Genomic DNA, 16,829 nt, shown 5'->3' on the forward strand with positions numbered 1-16,829 from the left:
GGACTCGTTCTTCTGCTAGAAACTATTCCTTAGAACTTTGAATTTGCGGATCATTCACTCCTCCACGGATCCAACCATCCATTCCCCTACTCATCCTCCTCAATCACCATCGCCTTGGGAGGCTTGCCGGTCCTGTTAGGTTCTGCAGGGGCGGGGTTTTGCCCTTCACCGGGTTGGTTTGTGGATGCCGGGGAGTTTGGCTTGTTGCCTTTATTGGAATCGCCGTCAGTGGTTGACGGGTCATTTTTTGCAACGAGAGGAGGAGTTTGTGTGGCATCGGACGACGGATTGTCCGTGGATGGAGGCTGCGCAGCTGCGGTGCCGGGGGATGGGTTGTCACTGGTATGGTCATTGGTTTCCTCATTGAGGGCACCTTTGAGCATGGGCTCATATTTTTGATAGGCATAGATCCCACCGCCAATAAGGAGGGCGGTGACAAAAAAGACCGTCAATGTCTGCAGCATGGACGAGCCGCTGTCGGATGAGGAATCCTCGCGCCGGCTTGAACCACGGCTGCGGTGCCGGGCTGGCTCGGGGTGATGACGGTGAGTTCCTATGTGCTCGTTATGCGATTGCAGGTAGCCGTGGTCGTTGACGTTGGACAGCACGTCGCCGGTTTCGAAGGCGTCAATCCATTCGTGGGCATCAACGTCGAGAAACTGGCTGTATTGTGAGAGAAAGCTGCGGGCGTAGGAGGGTGAGGGGAAAATCGAGTAATCGCTTTCCTCAAGCGCTGTCAGGGTGGACAGCGGGATACGGGTGGTATGGGCGACATCCTTTAGGTCAATGCCCTTGCTTTCGCGGGCCTTGCGCAGTTGTTCGCCGATATCTGTCCATTCGCTCATGGATGGTGGTTTTATAAATGGTGGTAAGGGTGGTCGCGGGGTATGATAAGCGCAAAACGATGCAACCTCAAGCGTGGATACGCGAAGTATTTCCGCAACACGCGCCGTCAATGCCAGCGATTAGCTTGCCAGTTTTTGCAGGCAGCGGGAGACAGCGAAGAATCCGAAGGTGGCGGTCATGTGTGTGATGCTGCCATAGCCTGAGACGCAATTGAGCCGGGTGCCTTCTTCACCCATGGTTTTGGGTTTCTGTTCAGAGACCTCACCATCGCATTGGGGGTAAACGGGACGCTCGGTTGAGAAAATGCAGTCGATGTGGAATTTGCGGGCCTTGATTTTCTTTTGAGGGTCGGCGCCCATGGGGAAGCCGTATTTTGCCCGAAGGTTCCTGCGAACCTGGTTCATCAGGCTGTCATTGTAGCAGCGTGAAATGTCATCGATACGGATTTGTGAAGGATCGCGCAACCCGCCCGCACCACCACAACTGATCACCGGGATACCGCGCTGATGGCAGCCGTTGAGAAGGAGTGATTTTGACTGCACGCGGTCGATGGCATCGATGACGTAGTCAAACCCCTGGTCGAGGATTTCATCCGCGTTGCGGTGACTGAAGAAGGCCTCCAGGCAGGTGACCTTGCAGTCCGGATTGATCGCCTGGATGCGGCTGGCCATGGCTGCGGTTTTTTGTCGGCCGATCTCCCCATCCATCGCATGCAGCTGGCGGTTGATGTTAGTGATGCAGATCTCGTCCAGGTCGATCATCGTGATGTGGCCGATTCCTGATCTGGCAAGAGCCTCGACGATCCAAGAACCCACACCGCCGATGCCGACCACGCAGACGTGGGCACGCTGGAACTTTTCCATCGCCTTCTTGCCATACAGCCTCTCGATACCGCCAAAACGCATAATCAAAAACGCATGATGCCTTGTTGGTGCGCCAGGCACAAACACGCATGGATTTTAAAATCAATGAGCAGGCCGTCTGATTGCTTGGCTGCCAACCAGTCCTGGACTTCATCGAGCCGGACGTGGTGGACAAGGATATCCTCATGCTCGGTGCCGCCACCTTGATGTTCACGGGTGAGTCCGGTGGCAGCAAAAAAGTGGGTTGTCTCGGAGGTCATTCCGGCTGAGGTAGGGGAGCTCAACAATGGGGTGACGTGCTCAGCGAGGTAGCCGGTTTCTTCCAGCAGCTCACGTCTGGCCGTGCCAGTGAGTGACTCGTGCACAAACTCGGCTTCGTCACCCACGAGGCCAGCCGGGATTTCAATCACCCTCGCTTGCACCGGAACACGGAACTGTTCGACGAGTACAAGCTGCCCGTCATCTGTGATGGGGAGAATACCGACGACTCCTGTGCTGTTAGGACGTGCAGCGAACTCCCAGGTGCCACTCTCGTAAAGTCCAAGGTATTTGCCTTCGGCAAGTGTTTTGGTTTCCATGGTTCTATTGATCGACATGCTTGTCGAGTTGATCGGCGTGTTCTGCTAGGAAATTGCGGGCCTCATCAAGTGAGGGCAGGCTTTTGTCGGCGCGAGCAAAAGCGTTGAGGAATTTTTCATAAAACCCGCACGCCATGGCAGCGTTGTTATCACGGCGGTAGCTACGGGCGATACCAAGGTAGGCATGGCCGGACTGTCGGCGTTGCAGCAGGGATGCTTCGAAGTATTTCCTGGCCTGGGTCGGGTGCCCTGCATGGAGTGCGAGCCAGCCGAGGGATTCTTCAACGGGAGTGATAAGGAGTGGCGGTTCGGTGTAGCCGGCCCGGTAGTAGTCGCGGAGGGCGATGCTGGCCCAGGTTTTTTTGAATTCTTGGTCAGGTTCCGAGTTATCGATCCATGCGCGCGCCTCACTGTGTAATATTTTGCACGCGGTGTATGCCAGGGCCCATGGTTGCGACTCGAATGAGGTTCCCGGATTAGCCTCCTTGAGTGCCTTGAGGTGTCGATTCAACCCGAGCTTCTCCCGCTGGATGATGTCCTCATTGTTAGTTTCCCCGGGGTGAGTGAAAGCATGGCGGAGTCGGCAGTAGGAACGCAGGAAAAGGATGTAGTGACGCGCGGCGGAGGTTTCGGGCACGGCATCGGGCATCAGGGAGGCTGCTGCGAGATCGTAGTTCCCCGACCGCATGTGTACCAAGGCGGTTACCGTTGGCGAGAGGTAATAAATCTGGTGGGCACCAACCGCTTTGTCCCGGTTGGCCGGAACCTTGACCTCGGCCAGTCGGGCGGCGGCTTGAAGAGCCTCCTGGTATCTGCCTTGGTCGGATGCTGCGTAGGCCATGAAATGGAGGTTGTGCAGGTAGTTGTTGTTATCGACCGCCGGGATGGCCTCGGCATTGAGGTAGGCTAGCTCCACCTGGTCACAATCACGGTATGCCCGGCAGGCTTTTTCGTATTCGCCCGCCAGGTAATAGATGTGGCCAGGCATGTGTACGAGGTGGCCGGCACCCGGAGCGGCCTGGGGCAGGGCGAGTGCAGCGGACCGGGCTTGCTCAAAGTCGGGTCCCTGTTCCAACACATGGATGTAATAGTGGTTCAGGCCAGTGTGCATGGGGTGCTTTTCCAGAGCCTCCTTGAGAAGCTTCGCAGCTTCGGCAGAGCCGGGTTTGGCTTCTCCTTTGCCGGCGCTGTCCGTTTTGTAGCCGTCACGAAGCCACAGGCTTAAAAAAGCGATGGCATCGACATCGTCAGGAAACTTTTGAATGATTTTCCTGAGATTGGGAATGGTGGCCCTACTGCCCTTATGGATCAGGCTGTCCACCATTTCGATGTAAAGAATTTCCTGCTCACTGAGCTTGTGTGTGGGGTCGGAGGCCAGATCCTTGGCTTTTTGTAGCGCCACTTGGCGTTCGACGGATGACTCGGCATTTTTCCCGGGGAGGGCCATGCAGATACCCCAGTAGGCCATGGCGCAGTCAGGGTCCTCCTTGGCGGCCTGGAGGAAACAGCGGTAGGCCTCAAACTCCCAAAACGAGTGCAGCAGGTTCAGTCCCTGATCGAACCACTCCTGCGCGGCTTCGGAGCCAGTGGTGATCTTGAGGTGGCTGTTGCCGATGTTGTCGCGTTTTTTCGGAGCTGGTAGTTTTTTGAGATACGGTGCGTAAATACGGCCAAGGTCGCAGCATCGACAGTTCCCGGCGGTCGCCTGGGCACCAATGGCGGTCTCCGGTTCCTGGGCCGCCAGACCCAGTGGCATGGCTAGCAGGAAAGTGGAGGTGATGATTTTTCTGCTGATCATGGAGCGCGCTTCTCGGGGTTCTGGTTTGTAGGCGTGGATGTCCTGACTACTCCGTTTCCGGGCGGGTGTCACGGGTGAGCAGTTCCTCGAGTGCATTCACCGCAGGTTTGTTTTCGTAGAGAATCTGATAGACCGCATCTATCAGCGGGGTGCGGACATTGGCCTTGCAGCCAGCATCGTGAACGGATTTTGTGTTTGGGACCCCCTCGGCGACCATGCCCAGGTTGGCGATGATGTCGTCGAGTTGCCCCCCTTTGCCAAGTGCCTTGCCGACACGGTTGTTACGTGAGTGCGGCGAGTAGCAGGTCGCCATCAGGTCGCCGACTCCCGAGAGCCCGATAAAGGTTTCCATGCGACCTCCCAGGACCGTTCCGAGCCGGGTCATTTCCGCCAGTCCGCGGGTAACGAGGGCGGCGATGGCGTTATCCCCCAAGCCAATGCCATCGGCGATGCCGGCGGCGATGCCGAAGACGTTTTTCATCGCCCCGCCCAGTTCCATGCCGGCGACGTCGTCACTGGTGTAGCAGCGGAAAAAATGGGTGGTGAATATCTTCTGGAGCTGTTCTGCCACCGCCATATCCCTCGAGCCGATCACGGCACAGGTGGCCAGGGTGCGGGAAACCTCCTCGGCATGGTTGGGCCCTGAAAGTACGGCCAGCGGATGGTTAGGAAGGTGGCGATGGATGATCTCGCTCATGCGTTCGCCGTCATGTGAAATCCCCTTGGCGCATGAAACGATGATGGTTTCCCGGGGGAGATTGATCTCACCAAGTGCCCGGGCCATGGCCTCGGTGGCAGACGTGGGGACGACAAACAATACCAGCGGATAGTCGGCTGCTGTCGCTATATCGGCACTGGCGATGATATTGGTAGCGAGGGTTTCGTCCGGGATGTAGTGGTGGTTGGTGTGATGCTGGTTGATTTCATCCACGGTTTTTTGATTCCGGCCAATCAGGCAGACTTCGTCGAGTTTACTGGCGAGCAGGCAGGCGAGGGCGGTCCCCCATGAGCCGGTTCCCAAGATGGCAGCGCGTTTGATCATGATTTCTTTTTGGCGAATTGGTGTTCGGTGCCGTTCATCAGGCCCTTGATGTTAGACCTGTGTCTCCAGACGGCAAGTGCGGCGATAATGATAGTAAAGATAAACAGGGGTTTGTTCCATGTGCCGTTGGCCAGTTTGCCGTGGTACCAGGATCCGAAGATCGTGAGGAAGGGCAGGCTTACCGCAGCACCCATGCTTGCCACGGACACGTATTTGGTGGTGAAAAAAAGCAAGGCCCAAATAACCAACAGGATTACCACGGCAGCCGGCATCAGGGCGATCAATGCACCGCCTGATGTGGCGATGCCCTTGCCTCCTTTGAAGCCGATCCATGGCGAGTAGTTATGTCCGAGTATCGCAGCGAGGGCTGTGACGATTTGCAAAATCTGCGCTTGGGTTTGGGGGAGTTCGACGGCGTAGGGAGCCAAGGCCTTGATGGCCATCGGGTTGCTGTCACCGGCATAGGTGAACAAACTGATACCGGCCATCGTCGGGATGAGCCCCTTGAGTAGGTCAAGGACCAGGCAGCTGATGCCGTAGGGTTTGCCGATCACGCGCAGCACATTGGTGGCACCGATGTTGCCGGAGCCATGTTCGCGGATGTTGACTCCCTTCGCCTTGGCTATAAGGAGTCCGAAGGGGATCGAGCCTGCGAGGAAGGCGATGATAGGTGGTATCCAGAGTGGCATGATTGATCGTGGCAGAGGTGCACTGCATCGCCATGATAGTTTGAGAATTCAATATTCCAAATGATTTTTCACCGGATGATGATCATGGGGATCACCGGGCAATGCCTGGGGAGGAGTCTGGTTTATATGACGACAAAGCCCAATCTACTTGGGTAGACTGGGCTTGGTTGGAAATCTGGCAGAGGGGGTGGGATTCGAACCCACGGATCGGCTCGTGGGGTGTCATGGATGTACACACATGCTTTACAACGTATATAAAATAAGGCTTATCGAGGTTTTAGGATTTTGATGAACATGAGTAAACATTGACAAGGTGTATTAGAATGTGTATTAAAACGGCATGGCTTTTTTATTCAAACATCCGCAGTCGCAGTATTGGTATGCAGGCTGGAAAGACGAGAATGGTAAGAGGGTGAACCGTTCGACCAAGGTAGAGGCGAAAAGGGGGACCCGGAAAAAGGCTCAGAAGATAGCCGATTCTTATGAGGACACGGCCAAGCAGAATCGGACAGCTCGTCAGGTGAGGCAGACGATTATAGACCTGCACCAGGACATCACGGGAAGAGAGTTGCCCTCTGCTACTGTCAGAGAGTATTGCGCGCAGTTCGAGGCGATGAAGGCCGGTGAAAGTTCCAAGGCGACCAAAGATCATTACCGTAACATTGTGATAGGGTTCACTGAATGGTTACGGGAGCGAGCCGATGCGGATATGAATGACATCCGTCCAGCGGATATGGCTGCCTATAGAAACCACCTATTGACCAAGGTGACTGAGGTGACAGCGACTAAGAAAATGAAGGGGCTGCGTACCATCTTTGCCACAGCTCACAGGGAAGGAGTCATACTAGAAGACCCGACAACTAGTATGCGCTTCAGCCGTAAGGGGAAAAGTGACTCAAACCGACTCGAAAAACGTCCATTCACTTTGGATGAACTCAAGCTCATACGTGAAGAGACTGATGGTGAGTGGCACAGCATGCTGATGTTTGGCCTCTACACGGGACAACGCATGGGGGACTTGGCTACTCTACGCTGGAGCAATGTGGATCTGCTCAAGGCGGAAATGCGGATTGCTACCAGGAAGACAGGCCGAACTGTTACCATACCATTGGCGGCTCCCTTGTTGAAGCATGTTCAGGAAATGCCTAGTTCTGACGATCCGACAGGGTATGTGCATCCTGAGCTGGCAGATACCTATGAAAATAAAGGAGCATCAGGATTGTCCAACCAGTTCGCATCTATCCTTGCCCGGTGCGGTTTGAGAGATGCGGTCAGTCACCGCAGTAAGAAGAAAGGGCGGGGTGCAAAGCGTAAAGGCACGGGCGTTAGCTTCCACTGTCTACGGGCTACTGCAGTTACTATGCTGCACGAAGCAGGCATCCCGGCAGCTACGGTTGAGGAATGGGTAGGTCATGATAGCGCCGAGGTTCATAGAGCTTATGTAAAGATTGGGCGTGAGTCATTACAGAAGGCATCGGATGCGCTGCCTGAGCTGTAAATATTGAGGCTGGGCTTCCATCCCGGTGATGCAAGCATCGACTTCGTTCCAGAAGACATCGGTGTGGTTGCGGGGCTACAAATTCGCCCTTGTTCTTGTCAGATTAGAGGGAAACTGCTTTGCTAGGAGCTTGCAAGTCGGTGTATATTTTCTCATCGGTAACGACGACGGTGGAGAGCCCAGCGTTTACATTGGTCAGACCGGGGAGCTCCGTAAGCGTTTGAATCAACATCACAAAGATTCCAAGAAAGACTTCTGGGAGCGGGCACTTGTCCTTATTTCTCGCACTCATAGTTTAACCCAGACCCACACGCTATTCCTAGAATGGCTCAGCTTGCAGGAAGCCAAAAATGCAGGTCGCTATGCTGACCAGAATGGTAACAGCGGCAGCAAGCCGCATACACCGGCGCCTCTGGAAGCCGGCTATTATTTAGAGGCCGTTACCCTGCAAAATCTCCAATGCTTTATCTCGAAGATCCTCCCAAAGCGATGGCAATTGCTTTTTAACATCCCATTCATAATGCCGCTGGTAAACCGGAACGATCCATTGGAGACGCTCGGATAATAGATTGTTTAATGAGTTTGGGTTAGCTTTCATGAATGTTGTATTTTAACCCGCCTCCTTCAGCTCCAAACCTTTCTGGATCACTGTGTATGCCATGATGTCAAAGATGGCCCCCCTGTCGGTGTATTTTGGATCGCCTAACTGCTCGAACAGGGCTCGCAGGGCGTAGGCGTCTTGGATACCCGAGTTGATCTGGCCTTTGAAGACATTCTCAAGGAAAGCCAGGTCGGTTTTGTGAGCTGCGACGGTTTGGAGGATCGATTCGTCTTGTAGTTTTTCCTCTGACACTTCCCGGATGTGAAGCGCTTCATCCTCGCTGATGTCGAAGGTCTCGCGGATCTTGGTTATAATGTCCTGCACGGAGACTTTCTTGATTGGTGGAGCTCCGCCGCCGCCTCCCTTGCTGGCCTTAGGCTTTTTGAGGCCGCCTGGCATTTCGACTTCACCTTCGTAGGTCACAGCGGCTTTCTCGACGACGGTGGCGCGGACGAGTTTCATGAGTTCGGAGATTGAACCCGCTTTGATGAGCTGGGGGCCGATGAGATCGCAGAAGGCTACGAACTCCCGCACGTGTTCCTCGTAGCTGAAAAAGCTGCTGAGGAAGTGGTAGCTCTTCGTAAATTTAGCGAGCAAGTAGACGAAGCTCTTGCGCTCCTCTGGGTCAGTGAAATGCGTCTGGAATCGCTGGCGCAATTCGTTCGCGCAGGTTTGGAGATTGGCGTCGTTGTTGGCCTTGATTAGTTCCACCACGGGAGGCGCGTCCTCCTGGGTGAAAAGCCCGACGGAGAGAATCTCCTCGTAGAGTTCGAGGCACTTCTGCGGGTCGGGTTCATCGGGTTCGTGCGGCGACCCGTGCCGATACTTGTTGAAGGCCTTGAGGATCGCCTTGGCGTTGTTGGTGAAGTCCACAACCACCACCTTGTCTTTATCGGCATGACAGCGGTTCAGTCGGGAGATGGTCTGCACCGCGTTCCGGTCGGCCACGGCCTTGTCGAGGAACATCCCGGCAAGCAAGGGCTGGTCAAAGCCCGTCTGGAACTTGCTCGCCACGATCATCAGCCGGTAGCTCTCCTCCTCGAAGCGGTCTTCAATCAGTTCGCCATCGTTCAATCCGTTGACGGCGTGTTCCGTGAAGACCTTGTTGTTGCCGGGATGCACGAAATCACTGAAGGCGTAGAGTGCCTTGTAGTCAGCGCCGCGCTCCTTGAGCTTTCGCTGGATCACGCGGAAATACTCCAGTCCTGCAATGCGGGAGGTGGTCACGATCATTGCCTTGGAGCGGCCTCCGATCAGCGGCTTCACCTGCTCCTCGAAGATCCGCAGCATGACTTCCGCCTTATACTGGATCAGCTCGGAATCCTGAAAGGCCACGTTCTTGAGGGCCTTGGCCACCACACCCTGCGGGTAGAGCTTCTCCTCCTCCGGCATAGGAATGATCGGGCAATGGAGGTTGTAGAGTGTCTTGTAGGAAATAATGCTCTGTGCCACATCGACGATGTAGCCTTCCTGAATGGCCTCCGCCTCCGAGTAGGTATCGAAGGGTTCGCCGAAAAGCTGCACCGTCGCGGGCGATGGGGTGGCGGTGAAGGCTACGAAAAGCTGATTCAGATCATGCTCGCGGATCACATTGGCAATCTGGTCCTGTGGGTCTACCGGCTCTTGGGTATCTTCGGCATCTGGTGTCTCTGCGGCATGTGTGTCTGCGGGCGTCGGGGGGGCTGCGGGCTCTTCGTTCCCGGCCATCGCATACGCCTCCGGCTCTTCTGCAACTCTTGCCAGATCCTCCCTCACGTGCGTTGGCGGTGTGTCGCGAAATGGCGTGCGGATGGCGGTGGCCATGCGGCCTTCCTGCGAGCGGTGGGCTTCGTCGATCAGGAAGGCCACGCGCAAATCCTTGAGTCCTTCGTCGCTCGCGATCTTGTCGAGAATGTAGTGAAACTTCTGCTGGGTAGTGACGATGATCTGCTCGCGGTCGCGGAGGAAGCGTCCAAGGTCGCCTGACCGCTTGGCATAGCGCACCACGTCCTTGAGGTGGGAAAACTTCTCGATGTCCTCGCGGATGTTCTTGTCGAGTGACTTCCGATCGGTGAGCAGGAAGACCATGTTCACCATCTTTTCCGAGGTGCCCGGCTTGTAGAGACTGTGCAGACGGTCAGCCAGCCAGCACATGGTCAGCGTCTTGCCAGATCCGGCGGAGTGGTTCACGAGGAACTTCCGACCTACGTCGCCATGTTCGGCGAAGTGCCCTTGAGTCTCCCGGGCGATCTTCTCCACGCAGCGGCGCTGGTGGTAGCGGGGAAAGAGCGTGAAGGCAGGGCGTTCGGGGCGATCGTCAGCGGCTTCCTGCTTGGGAGCCTGGACAAGGTAGAAGGAGACGGCTTCCAGCAGGCTGTCCTTGGAGAGCACTTCACGATAGAGGAACTCCACCGGGTATTCGCCTGCCGTCTGCGGCTGGTTGCTTAAGCCGGTATTGAACCAGCGGAAGTTCTTCTCCGCTCGTGGATCGGTGGCCACCTGCACGTCTGCGGTATCGGCAGCGATGTGCAGGAAGGGCAGCTGGAAAATCCGGTTGCTGTGATCGCGGGCGACGTATTGCGCCACGGCATCATGCACATTCTGGTTGGCCTCGTGCTTCAGCTCCATCGTGACGATGGGCAGGCCGTTTAAGAAAAACGCGAAATCAATTTCGAAGTTACTCGTGCCAAAATAGAGGCTCGGCTTGAACGTGATCCGGTTCTCTCCGTAGAGCTGGTTGGCGACGCTCTCGCTGGAGCGAGCCTTGGGGAAGTAGAGTTTGAAGTCATGGCCGCGCACACTCAGACCTGTGCGGATGATCGACCACAACGGGCGGCGGCCGATTTCCTCGCGCAATGCCTTGAAGATTTCATCGCGGGAGTCGCTGCCGTAGTTTACCTTCAGCCGTTCTAGAGTTTCGTTCTGGGTTGCCTTGAGAAAGGCGTAAAGGTGATCCTCGGCAAAGCAGAACTCCGTGTCGGTGATCTCGTCTTGGGTGAGGACGGCAAAGCCATGCTCGCGGATGAGAAAGTCCGCGATGTGCTTCTGAAACGTCTTTTCCGGTCCTTCAAACATGGGCTTCAACTTTGGTTACATCCGCGTCGGAAATGCGCCGCTTGCCAGTGACGCATTCGTGAATCAGGGATTTGCGGTAGGCGGTGAGGGTGGAGATTTGGTCGTTTAGGATCTTCTCAACGTTCGCCAATTCGAGTTCTTTGTTATCCAAAAACTCGCAAATCTCCTGCTGCTCGCTGATAGGCGGTCGTAACACTGGCAGGTAACCCACCTTGGTCTGATTAAGAATGGGCAAGGTTGTATACTGGGCGAGCTTGGGAATAATCGTTTCGTAGTTCTTCAGTTGGTAGGCGAGGAATCGGCCAATCATCCGATGGTCGCAGGAGATTCCTACGATTTGCTGATTGGATGAACCTTCTTTCTCAAGGACAGCCACCTTTCCAATTGTGGCTCCAATCCCAACGAAGAGAACTGTCTCTGGCGCAAAGATTCTGACCTTCTTGTCTTCAAAGGCCTGTTGGTTGATGAGTTTTTTCGGGGTTCGAAGTTTGATTGTCTGGCTAAAGCACTCTGGAGCGAACCACTCGATGGTTCCTTCCTCATAGTAAACCGGCTGAGACGTTGGAGGAGTCGAGCCTGTCTGAATCCGTGACGTCGCTCGCTTCAAGCTTTCGCAGAGCCAATGTTTTGGCACCCGCCCCAGCCAATCCACCCCCGACTCCTTCATCTTCACCTTGGGGTTGAGGCCTTGGGTGACGGCGCGTTGGATGATGGATTTGCGGAGGGCGTCGAGGGTATCGAGCTGCTTCTTTTTCGTCTCCACCGCCCGGTCAATCGCCGCGCACCTCGCGTCCAGATACGTCGCAATCCGCTTCTGCTCGGGGAGCGGCGGGAGTGGGACTGGACAAGTTTTGAAATGTTTTCGCCCGATCGCCCAACGAGTAATACCCGTGGCGTGCATCTCGTAGTGAGCCCGAATGGTTTGGGAAACGTGTAGCCACGAAAGATAGGGGCCAAAGAGATGCCGCTTTTCCGCCCGCAAAATCGCGAGATGATACCCGCATAGCACCCCATCAAGATCTTCCGCCACGAGTGAAGGGATGGCGATGTCGAGAGGGTTTTCGGAGTCCTTCGTTGTGATCACATCTTCCCGTTGGAGAGTGAACTTCGTGATTTCGTGCGGCGTTGCGGATGCCTCCATGAAAGGGATGTCCGCGGTGATTCGGTCGTTCTTGTAAACGTCAACGTAGTTACAAAGAAGCACCGGATCTTCACCGTCCTCAGTCTTTTTATCGACGTTGCTGACGATGATGTCCGCGAACTTACTGAGGCGATCAGACCTCCAGTGTTTGGGGACGAGATCGCGCCAGGTGTCTGGTCTATGTGAGCTGGGCGATTTCATTTAACGAGTCCTTTCAAAAGCCCTTCCGCCTCCTTCTCCAGCGACCAGAACTGCTTGAGTAGGTCATCGGCGGCGGGAGGCGGGGTGTAGCGATAGAAATACTTGTTGGGCAGGATTTCGTAGCCGAGTTGCGGGCGATCCTGCCAGCGAATGATGGGCTTCTCGATTTCTCGTTCGAGGAAGGCGGGGATGTAGTCCTTCGGTTTTCCCTGGGCATCGAAGGGGATGTATTCGTCGTCCTTGATGTAGTGGCGGTGGGTGTAGCTGACTTCCGTTTCCAGCCTATCGAGAGTGGCGGCGGTGAGCTTGCCCATTTCCTCGCCGAAGCGTTTCTCGATCTCCGGCTTGTAGAGTTTCACGAAGCTGTCGTCCGGGTCGAGGGTGAGGTCGAACTCGTGGACCTTCCGGCTCTTCGGGCTGGTGACGCGGATGTGGAGCGTCATCTCGCTGTCGTAGAAATCCTGCTTGGACTTCACGTTGGCGTTCTTGAACTGCACAGGGAAGGGTTCCGTAATGATTGCTGGCTCGTCGTTTTCATCGGTCTGCCAGAAGACGACCTCGACCTTGTGGAAGGCGAAGTCCGCCCTGGTGAAGAAGCGCACGTCGTCATCCGCGAAGCCCTTTTTCCAGCCGCCGTGGTAGCGCTGCTCGATCCACTGGCGGTGGCGCTCGACGATGCGGTTGCGTTTGTTGCCGAAGGATTTGGGTTCCTTTTCGAACTGTTGGCGTCCGTCGATGATCATGATGCGGCCTTTGCGCCCGATGGCGGCGCGGTCGTTGCGCAGTAGCCAGATGTAGGTGTAGATGCCGGTGTTGTAGAACAGCTCGTTGGGCAGCATGACGATGGCGTCGAGCCAGTCGTTTTCGAGAATCCAGCGGCGGATCTCGCTCTCGCCCTCACCGCAATCGCCATTGCTGAGCGGGGAGCCGTTGAAGATGATGGCGGTCTTGCTGAGGCCCTGCTCGGGTTTCTTCTGCTTGGCGAGGATGGTCTGGAGAAAGAGCAGCGAGCCGTCATTCACGGCGGGCATGCCTGCAACGTAGCGGGTTTTGCGGAGTTTTTCGGCCTGATCCTGGTAGCCGTCCTTGCCGCCCCAGGTGACGCCGAAGGGAGGATTGCTGAGCATGTAGTCGAAGTGGTTCGACTTGTCGGTCTCCGGGAACTGGTCGCCGGGTTCCTTGCTCTGTGGATTGTGGGGGATGAGGGAGTTTCCCCAGCAGATGGTGGCCAGCGCTTCTCCCCGGATGAGCGCCTCGGAGCGGGCGATGGCGTAGGTCTCCGCCATGATCTCGGTGCCGTGGAGGGTGATGAATTTCTGCACGTGCTCGCGCTCTTCGTCGGTCTTGGCCTTGTCAAGCAAGTGCTCCTTGGCGACGTAGAGCATGCCGCCGGTGCCGCAGGCAGGATCATAAATGGAGGTATGGCGGTCGGGAATTGGAATTTCCAGCAGCTCGACCATCAGACGAATGACCTCGCGCGGGGTGAAGTGATCCCCGGCGGCCTCGGCGTGGGCTTCCGAGAAGCGCCGGAGCAATTCCTCGTAGATGTAGCCCATCTCCAGGCTGGACAGTTTGTCCGGGCCGAGATCGAGAGTGGAATACTGGTTCAGGATCGGGGCGAGCCGGGCGTTCTTGACCATCTTGCCGATGACGGCGCGGTAGTCGAAGCTCTCAAGGATGTCCTGCACCGTCTCCGAAAAGCCGTTGAGGTAAGCGCGGAAGTTCTTTTCGAGCAGGGTGTGATCCTCCTCGTAGATCTTGCGCAGCGTCCAAGTGGTCGCGTTCGAGAAGCCGGGTGACTGCTTGGGGTTCAGTTCGAGCGCCTTGACGAGTTTCTCCAGCTCCTCGTCGGAGATGGATTTCCGCTTTGAGCGGATTTCCTCGGCCTTCTGCTCACGCCACTTGATCAGCACACATTCGAGGCGGCGGATGGTGATGATGGGGAGGACAACGACCTGATATTCGTGCGCCTTGAATTTGCCGCGCAGGCGCTCAGCCGATTTCCAAATCTCGTCGGCGAGATTCGTGAGGCGGGCTTTGTCGAGATGTGAAGTAGGTTTGGTCATTGATGAATAATCTGAAGAGTTTGTTTGGCGTAGGTGACGAGTTCCCGGGCATCGGTAACGTCGGCAATAACACCAGTGGAACGGTGATGAAAGCGTTTACTGTAGTTGTTGACTTCGTTGAGATCAGTAAGAAGCCCCCGACAAGAGAACAGAGGATCGCCTACTGTGGAACCCTCGATTTCTCCGATCATGGTGCCGAACCAATAGTCTTTGTCAGTCCAGCGCAGGGGGAATTTGAGCTGAAGATATTCTTCCAGAATCGTCCGAAGGATCAACGCGATGCCAGTGAGTTGGTCAGCATAGTCGGCAGGATTGATAACAAAGTCCGCGAGTTTGGTATACTTAATTTCGTAAGCTCGACTCGGCAGCATATCAAGTTCCTTGCATTCCAACGTCGTCCGGTCGGTTAACGGATCGAGCTTGAAGGTGCGGGTGCGTATGCCATGGATCGGAGCAACGGCCCGGGCGAAGTCGAGGTCGTGAGAGAATACAAAGCACTGCTTGGCGGTGCGGGTGATCGCATGGATGCGCTCAATGGTGCGGCTTTGGCGGGAGCGATCCTGACTGTGGAATGGATCGTCGAATACGATGATGCTGTCGGCCAAGCCGGGCTCCTGCTCAACCTTCGCCAGGAAGAAGGCAAGTGCGAGAGCGCTCCGATCTCCTCCGCTAATGGTGTTAGCCAATGATGGACGGGCAGGATCGGCAGCATCGGCAGGTGACGAGGCGATTTTATGTCCGAGGATTTCGATCACCAACTGGCCAGAGGGTTGGCCTCCGGGAAAGGTGACGTAGTTGTTGTCGTTGCCACCGCAGACGATGCGGAAATTGGCGGCGAAGAGGTCAAGCAGTGCATTGATCCGTTCCCCATATTGGGCGAGCAGAGCGTTGGCATGATCACGCAAGGCATTATTGGCAGCCTCCTTGGCTCGCTGGGCAGCTGTCTTAGCGAGCACTGCAGCGTCGTAAGCAGAGTAGGCATCGATCACATCCTGTTGGTGTCGTTCCTTGCTGGCTTCGAGTGATGCCAGGGCTTGTTGAAGCGGCGCAAGATCGATGGTGCCTGCTTCCGCCTTCTTTTGGGTGAGCGTTACGTTGATGGATTGGATGCCAGTGTTGTATCCGTCCAGCGTCACAGCCATGCACTCCCATGCATCGATAGCTTGTTGTTCGGTCGCGGTGATTGTTGTGGCGTTAGCAGGGTCGGCCTGCTTTCGGTCCAACGCCCCGATGATTGCCTGATAGGCGGCTTCATGGGCTTCCAGGACCGTGGCTAGATCGAGATCGGTAGGGAGCGTGAAGGCAAAGCCTGCCGCATCAGCCCACCAAGTGCGTTCGGTCATATGCGAGGTGATAGTCTCACGTATTTGGGTTCTTGCCTCCTCGCCGAAAGCCTGTGTTGTGGTAGTTCTCAGTGTGCTCCGCGACAGCTCTTGAGCTTGGAGTTCTCCCGAGAAGAATGCGTTGTATGCATTGAGGATATCTAAGCCTGTCATGCATTGCCCGCAGTGGGGGCAACCGTCACCTGTTTTAGCTTTGTGCCCTTGTCCTAGCCAATCCAGGCTAAGGCCTGTGGTGTGCGTATGGAGATGCTCTCTGATTTGTTCCTCAGCAACGAGTGCTGCTTGGTCGAGAGTTGAGGACAGGACTTCTGTGAGATTTGTCGGAAGCTGTGCGATGGAAACTGCTGAAAGTTCGGGGCGCTGGCGAATGGCGTCGGCCTTGGATTGCGTTTGTGTTGCGGATGCAAGTGTTTCCCTGGAGGTGGCAATTTGTTGATCAACACCAGTGACTAGAGGAACCATTCGAAATTCCTCAATGCTATCCAACGGGGGGATAAGTCGATTCAAATCACCCTCAGCCTGCTTTGCAGCACTCGAAGCAGTGTTAAGATTTTGCTCGGCTGCATCAAATGCCTGCTTCAACGCTATTGCCTTAGCACCTATCACCAACTCATAAAGATTCCGACGCTGATCAACATTAATGTGATGACCTACCAACACGTTTTCAGCAACGAAACGATCGTCGTAGATGTGAATTTTTGGACTCGCTGCGGCGTTCACCCAAGCGCCATTTTGAAAACGGACTATCGGTTGCGGATGCGTTCCCTCCAAGGCAATCACAATTTCAGGATCATTCCCCGCATCTAGGCGCTTCCGCCCAACAATGTAGGACGATTCTCCCAGAGTCATGGCACGAAGAATATCGCAGAGCGTGCTTTTACCCGCAGCATTACTGGCGAACACAACATTGAGTTCGGCGAAGTCGTGATCCGCGCCGGCGGCACTGCGCAGTTCAATGAAACGACCTACGCGGTTGAGTGTGTTAATACGCTTAATCATGCGGGAAGCGGTTGAAATCGCTGAGTGTCGCGGCCCTTTTTTGGACATTGCTGTATTTTCCTATCAGCGTGATTCAGGGACGACAAGGGTGAATTGTGTTTCATGCTCAT

10 protein-coding genes and 2 pseudogenes are annotated in these 16,829 nt (G+C 55.5%); 2 read left to right on the top strand and 10 right to left on the bottom strand.

Annotation, left to right across the window (positions count from 1 at the left end):
- Positions 1-86 precede the first annotated feature (86 nt).
- The 6 genes from H7A51_01390 to plsY form a co-directional block, all read right to left on the bottom strand.
- Positions 87-845, bottom strand: a complete 759-nt coding sequence (locus tag H7A51_01390; GenBank protein MCP5534869.1) for a helix-turn-helix domain-containing protein — start codon at positions 843-845, stop codon at positions 87-89.
- A 120-nt stretch (positions 846-965) separates the two neighbouring features.
- A complete protein-coding gene (tcdA, locus tag H7A51_01395) occupies positions 966-1,751 on the bottom strand; it encodes a tRNA cyclic N6-threonylcarbamoyladenosine(37) synthase TcdA (protein ID MCP5534870.1) in 786 nt (261 codons plus the stop codon).
- A 2-nt stretch (positions 1,752-1,753) separates the two neighbouring features.
- The gene (locus H7A51_01400) at positions 1,754-2,287 is read right to left on the bottom strand and encodes an NUDIX hydrolase (GenBank protein MCP5534871.1); all 534 of its coding nucleotides are present in this window, start codon (positions 2,285-2,287) and stop codon (positions 1,754-1,756) included.
- A 4-nt stretch (positions 2,288-2,291) separates the two neighbouring features.
- Positions 2,292-4,085: a hypothetical protein gene (locus H7A51_01405; GenBank protein MCP5534872.1), complete on the bottom strand. Its 1,794-nt coding sequence runs from the start codon at positions 4,083-4,085 to the stop codon at positions 2,292-2,294.
- Positions 4,086-4,131: 46 nt separating this feature from the next.
- Positions 4,132-5,127, bottom strand: a complete 996-nt coding sequence (locus H7A51_01410) for an NAD(P)-dependent glycerol-3-phosphate dehydrogenase (GenBank protein MCP5534873.1) — start codon at positions 5,125-5,127, stop codon at positions 4,132-4,134.
- Complete coding sequence (gene plsY / locus H7A51_01415) at positions 5,124-5,816, bottom strand: glycerol-3-phosphate 1-O-acyltransferase PlsY (GenBank protein MCP5534874.1); 693 nt, start codon at positions 5,814-5,816, stop codon at positions 5,124-5,126. The genes H7A51_01410 and plsY overlap by 4 nt, the downstream gene beginning before the upstream one ends.
- A 340-nt stretch (positions 5,817-6,156) precedes the next feature.
- Between plsY and H7A51_01420 the strand changes: the two genes are divergently transcribed.
- Together H7A51_01420 and H7A51_01425 are read left to right on the top strand one after the other, a co-directional pair.
- Positions 6,157-7,314 carry a tyrosine-type recombinase/integrase gene (locus H7A51_01420; GenBank protein ID MCP5534875.1) on the top strand — a complete coding sequence of 386 codons (1,158 nt, stop codon included), beginning with the start codon at positions 6,157-6,159 and terminating at the stop codon, positions 7,312-7,314.
- 124 nt (positions 7,315-7,438) lie between these two features.
- Positions 7,439-7,735, top strand: a pseudogene (locus H7A51_01425) (GIY-YIG nuclease family protein).
- A gap of 1,950 nt (positions 7,736-9,685) precedes the next feature.
- Here H7A51_01425 and H7A51_01430 read toward each other — a convergent pair.
- From H7A51_01430 to H7A51_01445, 4 genes and pseudogenes are all read right to left on the bottom strand, one after another.
- Positions 9,686-10,969, bottom strand: a pseudogene (locus tag H7A51_01430) (type I restriction endonuclease subunit R).
- On the bottom strand, positions 10,962-12,110 hold the full coding sequence (locus H7A51_01435; GenBank protein ID MCP5534876.1) for a restriction endonuclease subunit S: 1,149 nt from the start codon (positions 12,108-12,110) through the stop codon (positions 10,962-10,964). Before H7A51_01435 ends, H7A51_01430 begins: the two are co-directional and overlap by 8 nt.
- A gap of 197 nt (positions 12,111-12,307) precedes the next feature.
- Positions 12,308-14,377, bottom strand: coding sequence for an SAM-dependent DNA methyltransferase (locus H7A51_01440; protein ID MCP5534877.1), 2,070 nt, complete (start codon positions 14,375-14,377; stop codon positions 12,308-12,310).
- A complete protein-coding gene (locus H7A51_01445) occupies positions 14,374-16,719 on the bottom strand; it encodes an AAA family ATPase (protein ID MCP5534878.1) in 2,346 nt (781 codons plus the stop codon). Before H7A51_01445 ends, H7A51_01440 begins: the two co-directional genes overlap by 4 nt.
- Between the last annotated feature and the right edge of the window lie 110 nt (positions 16,720-16,829).

The organism is Akkermansiaceae bacterium, assembly GCA_024233115.1.
Taxonomy (GTDB): Bacteria; Verrucomicrobiota; Verrucomicrobiia; order Verrucomicrobiales; family Akkermansiaceae; genus Oceaniferula.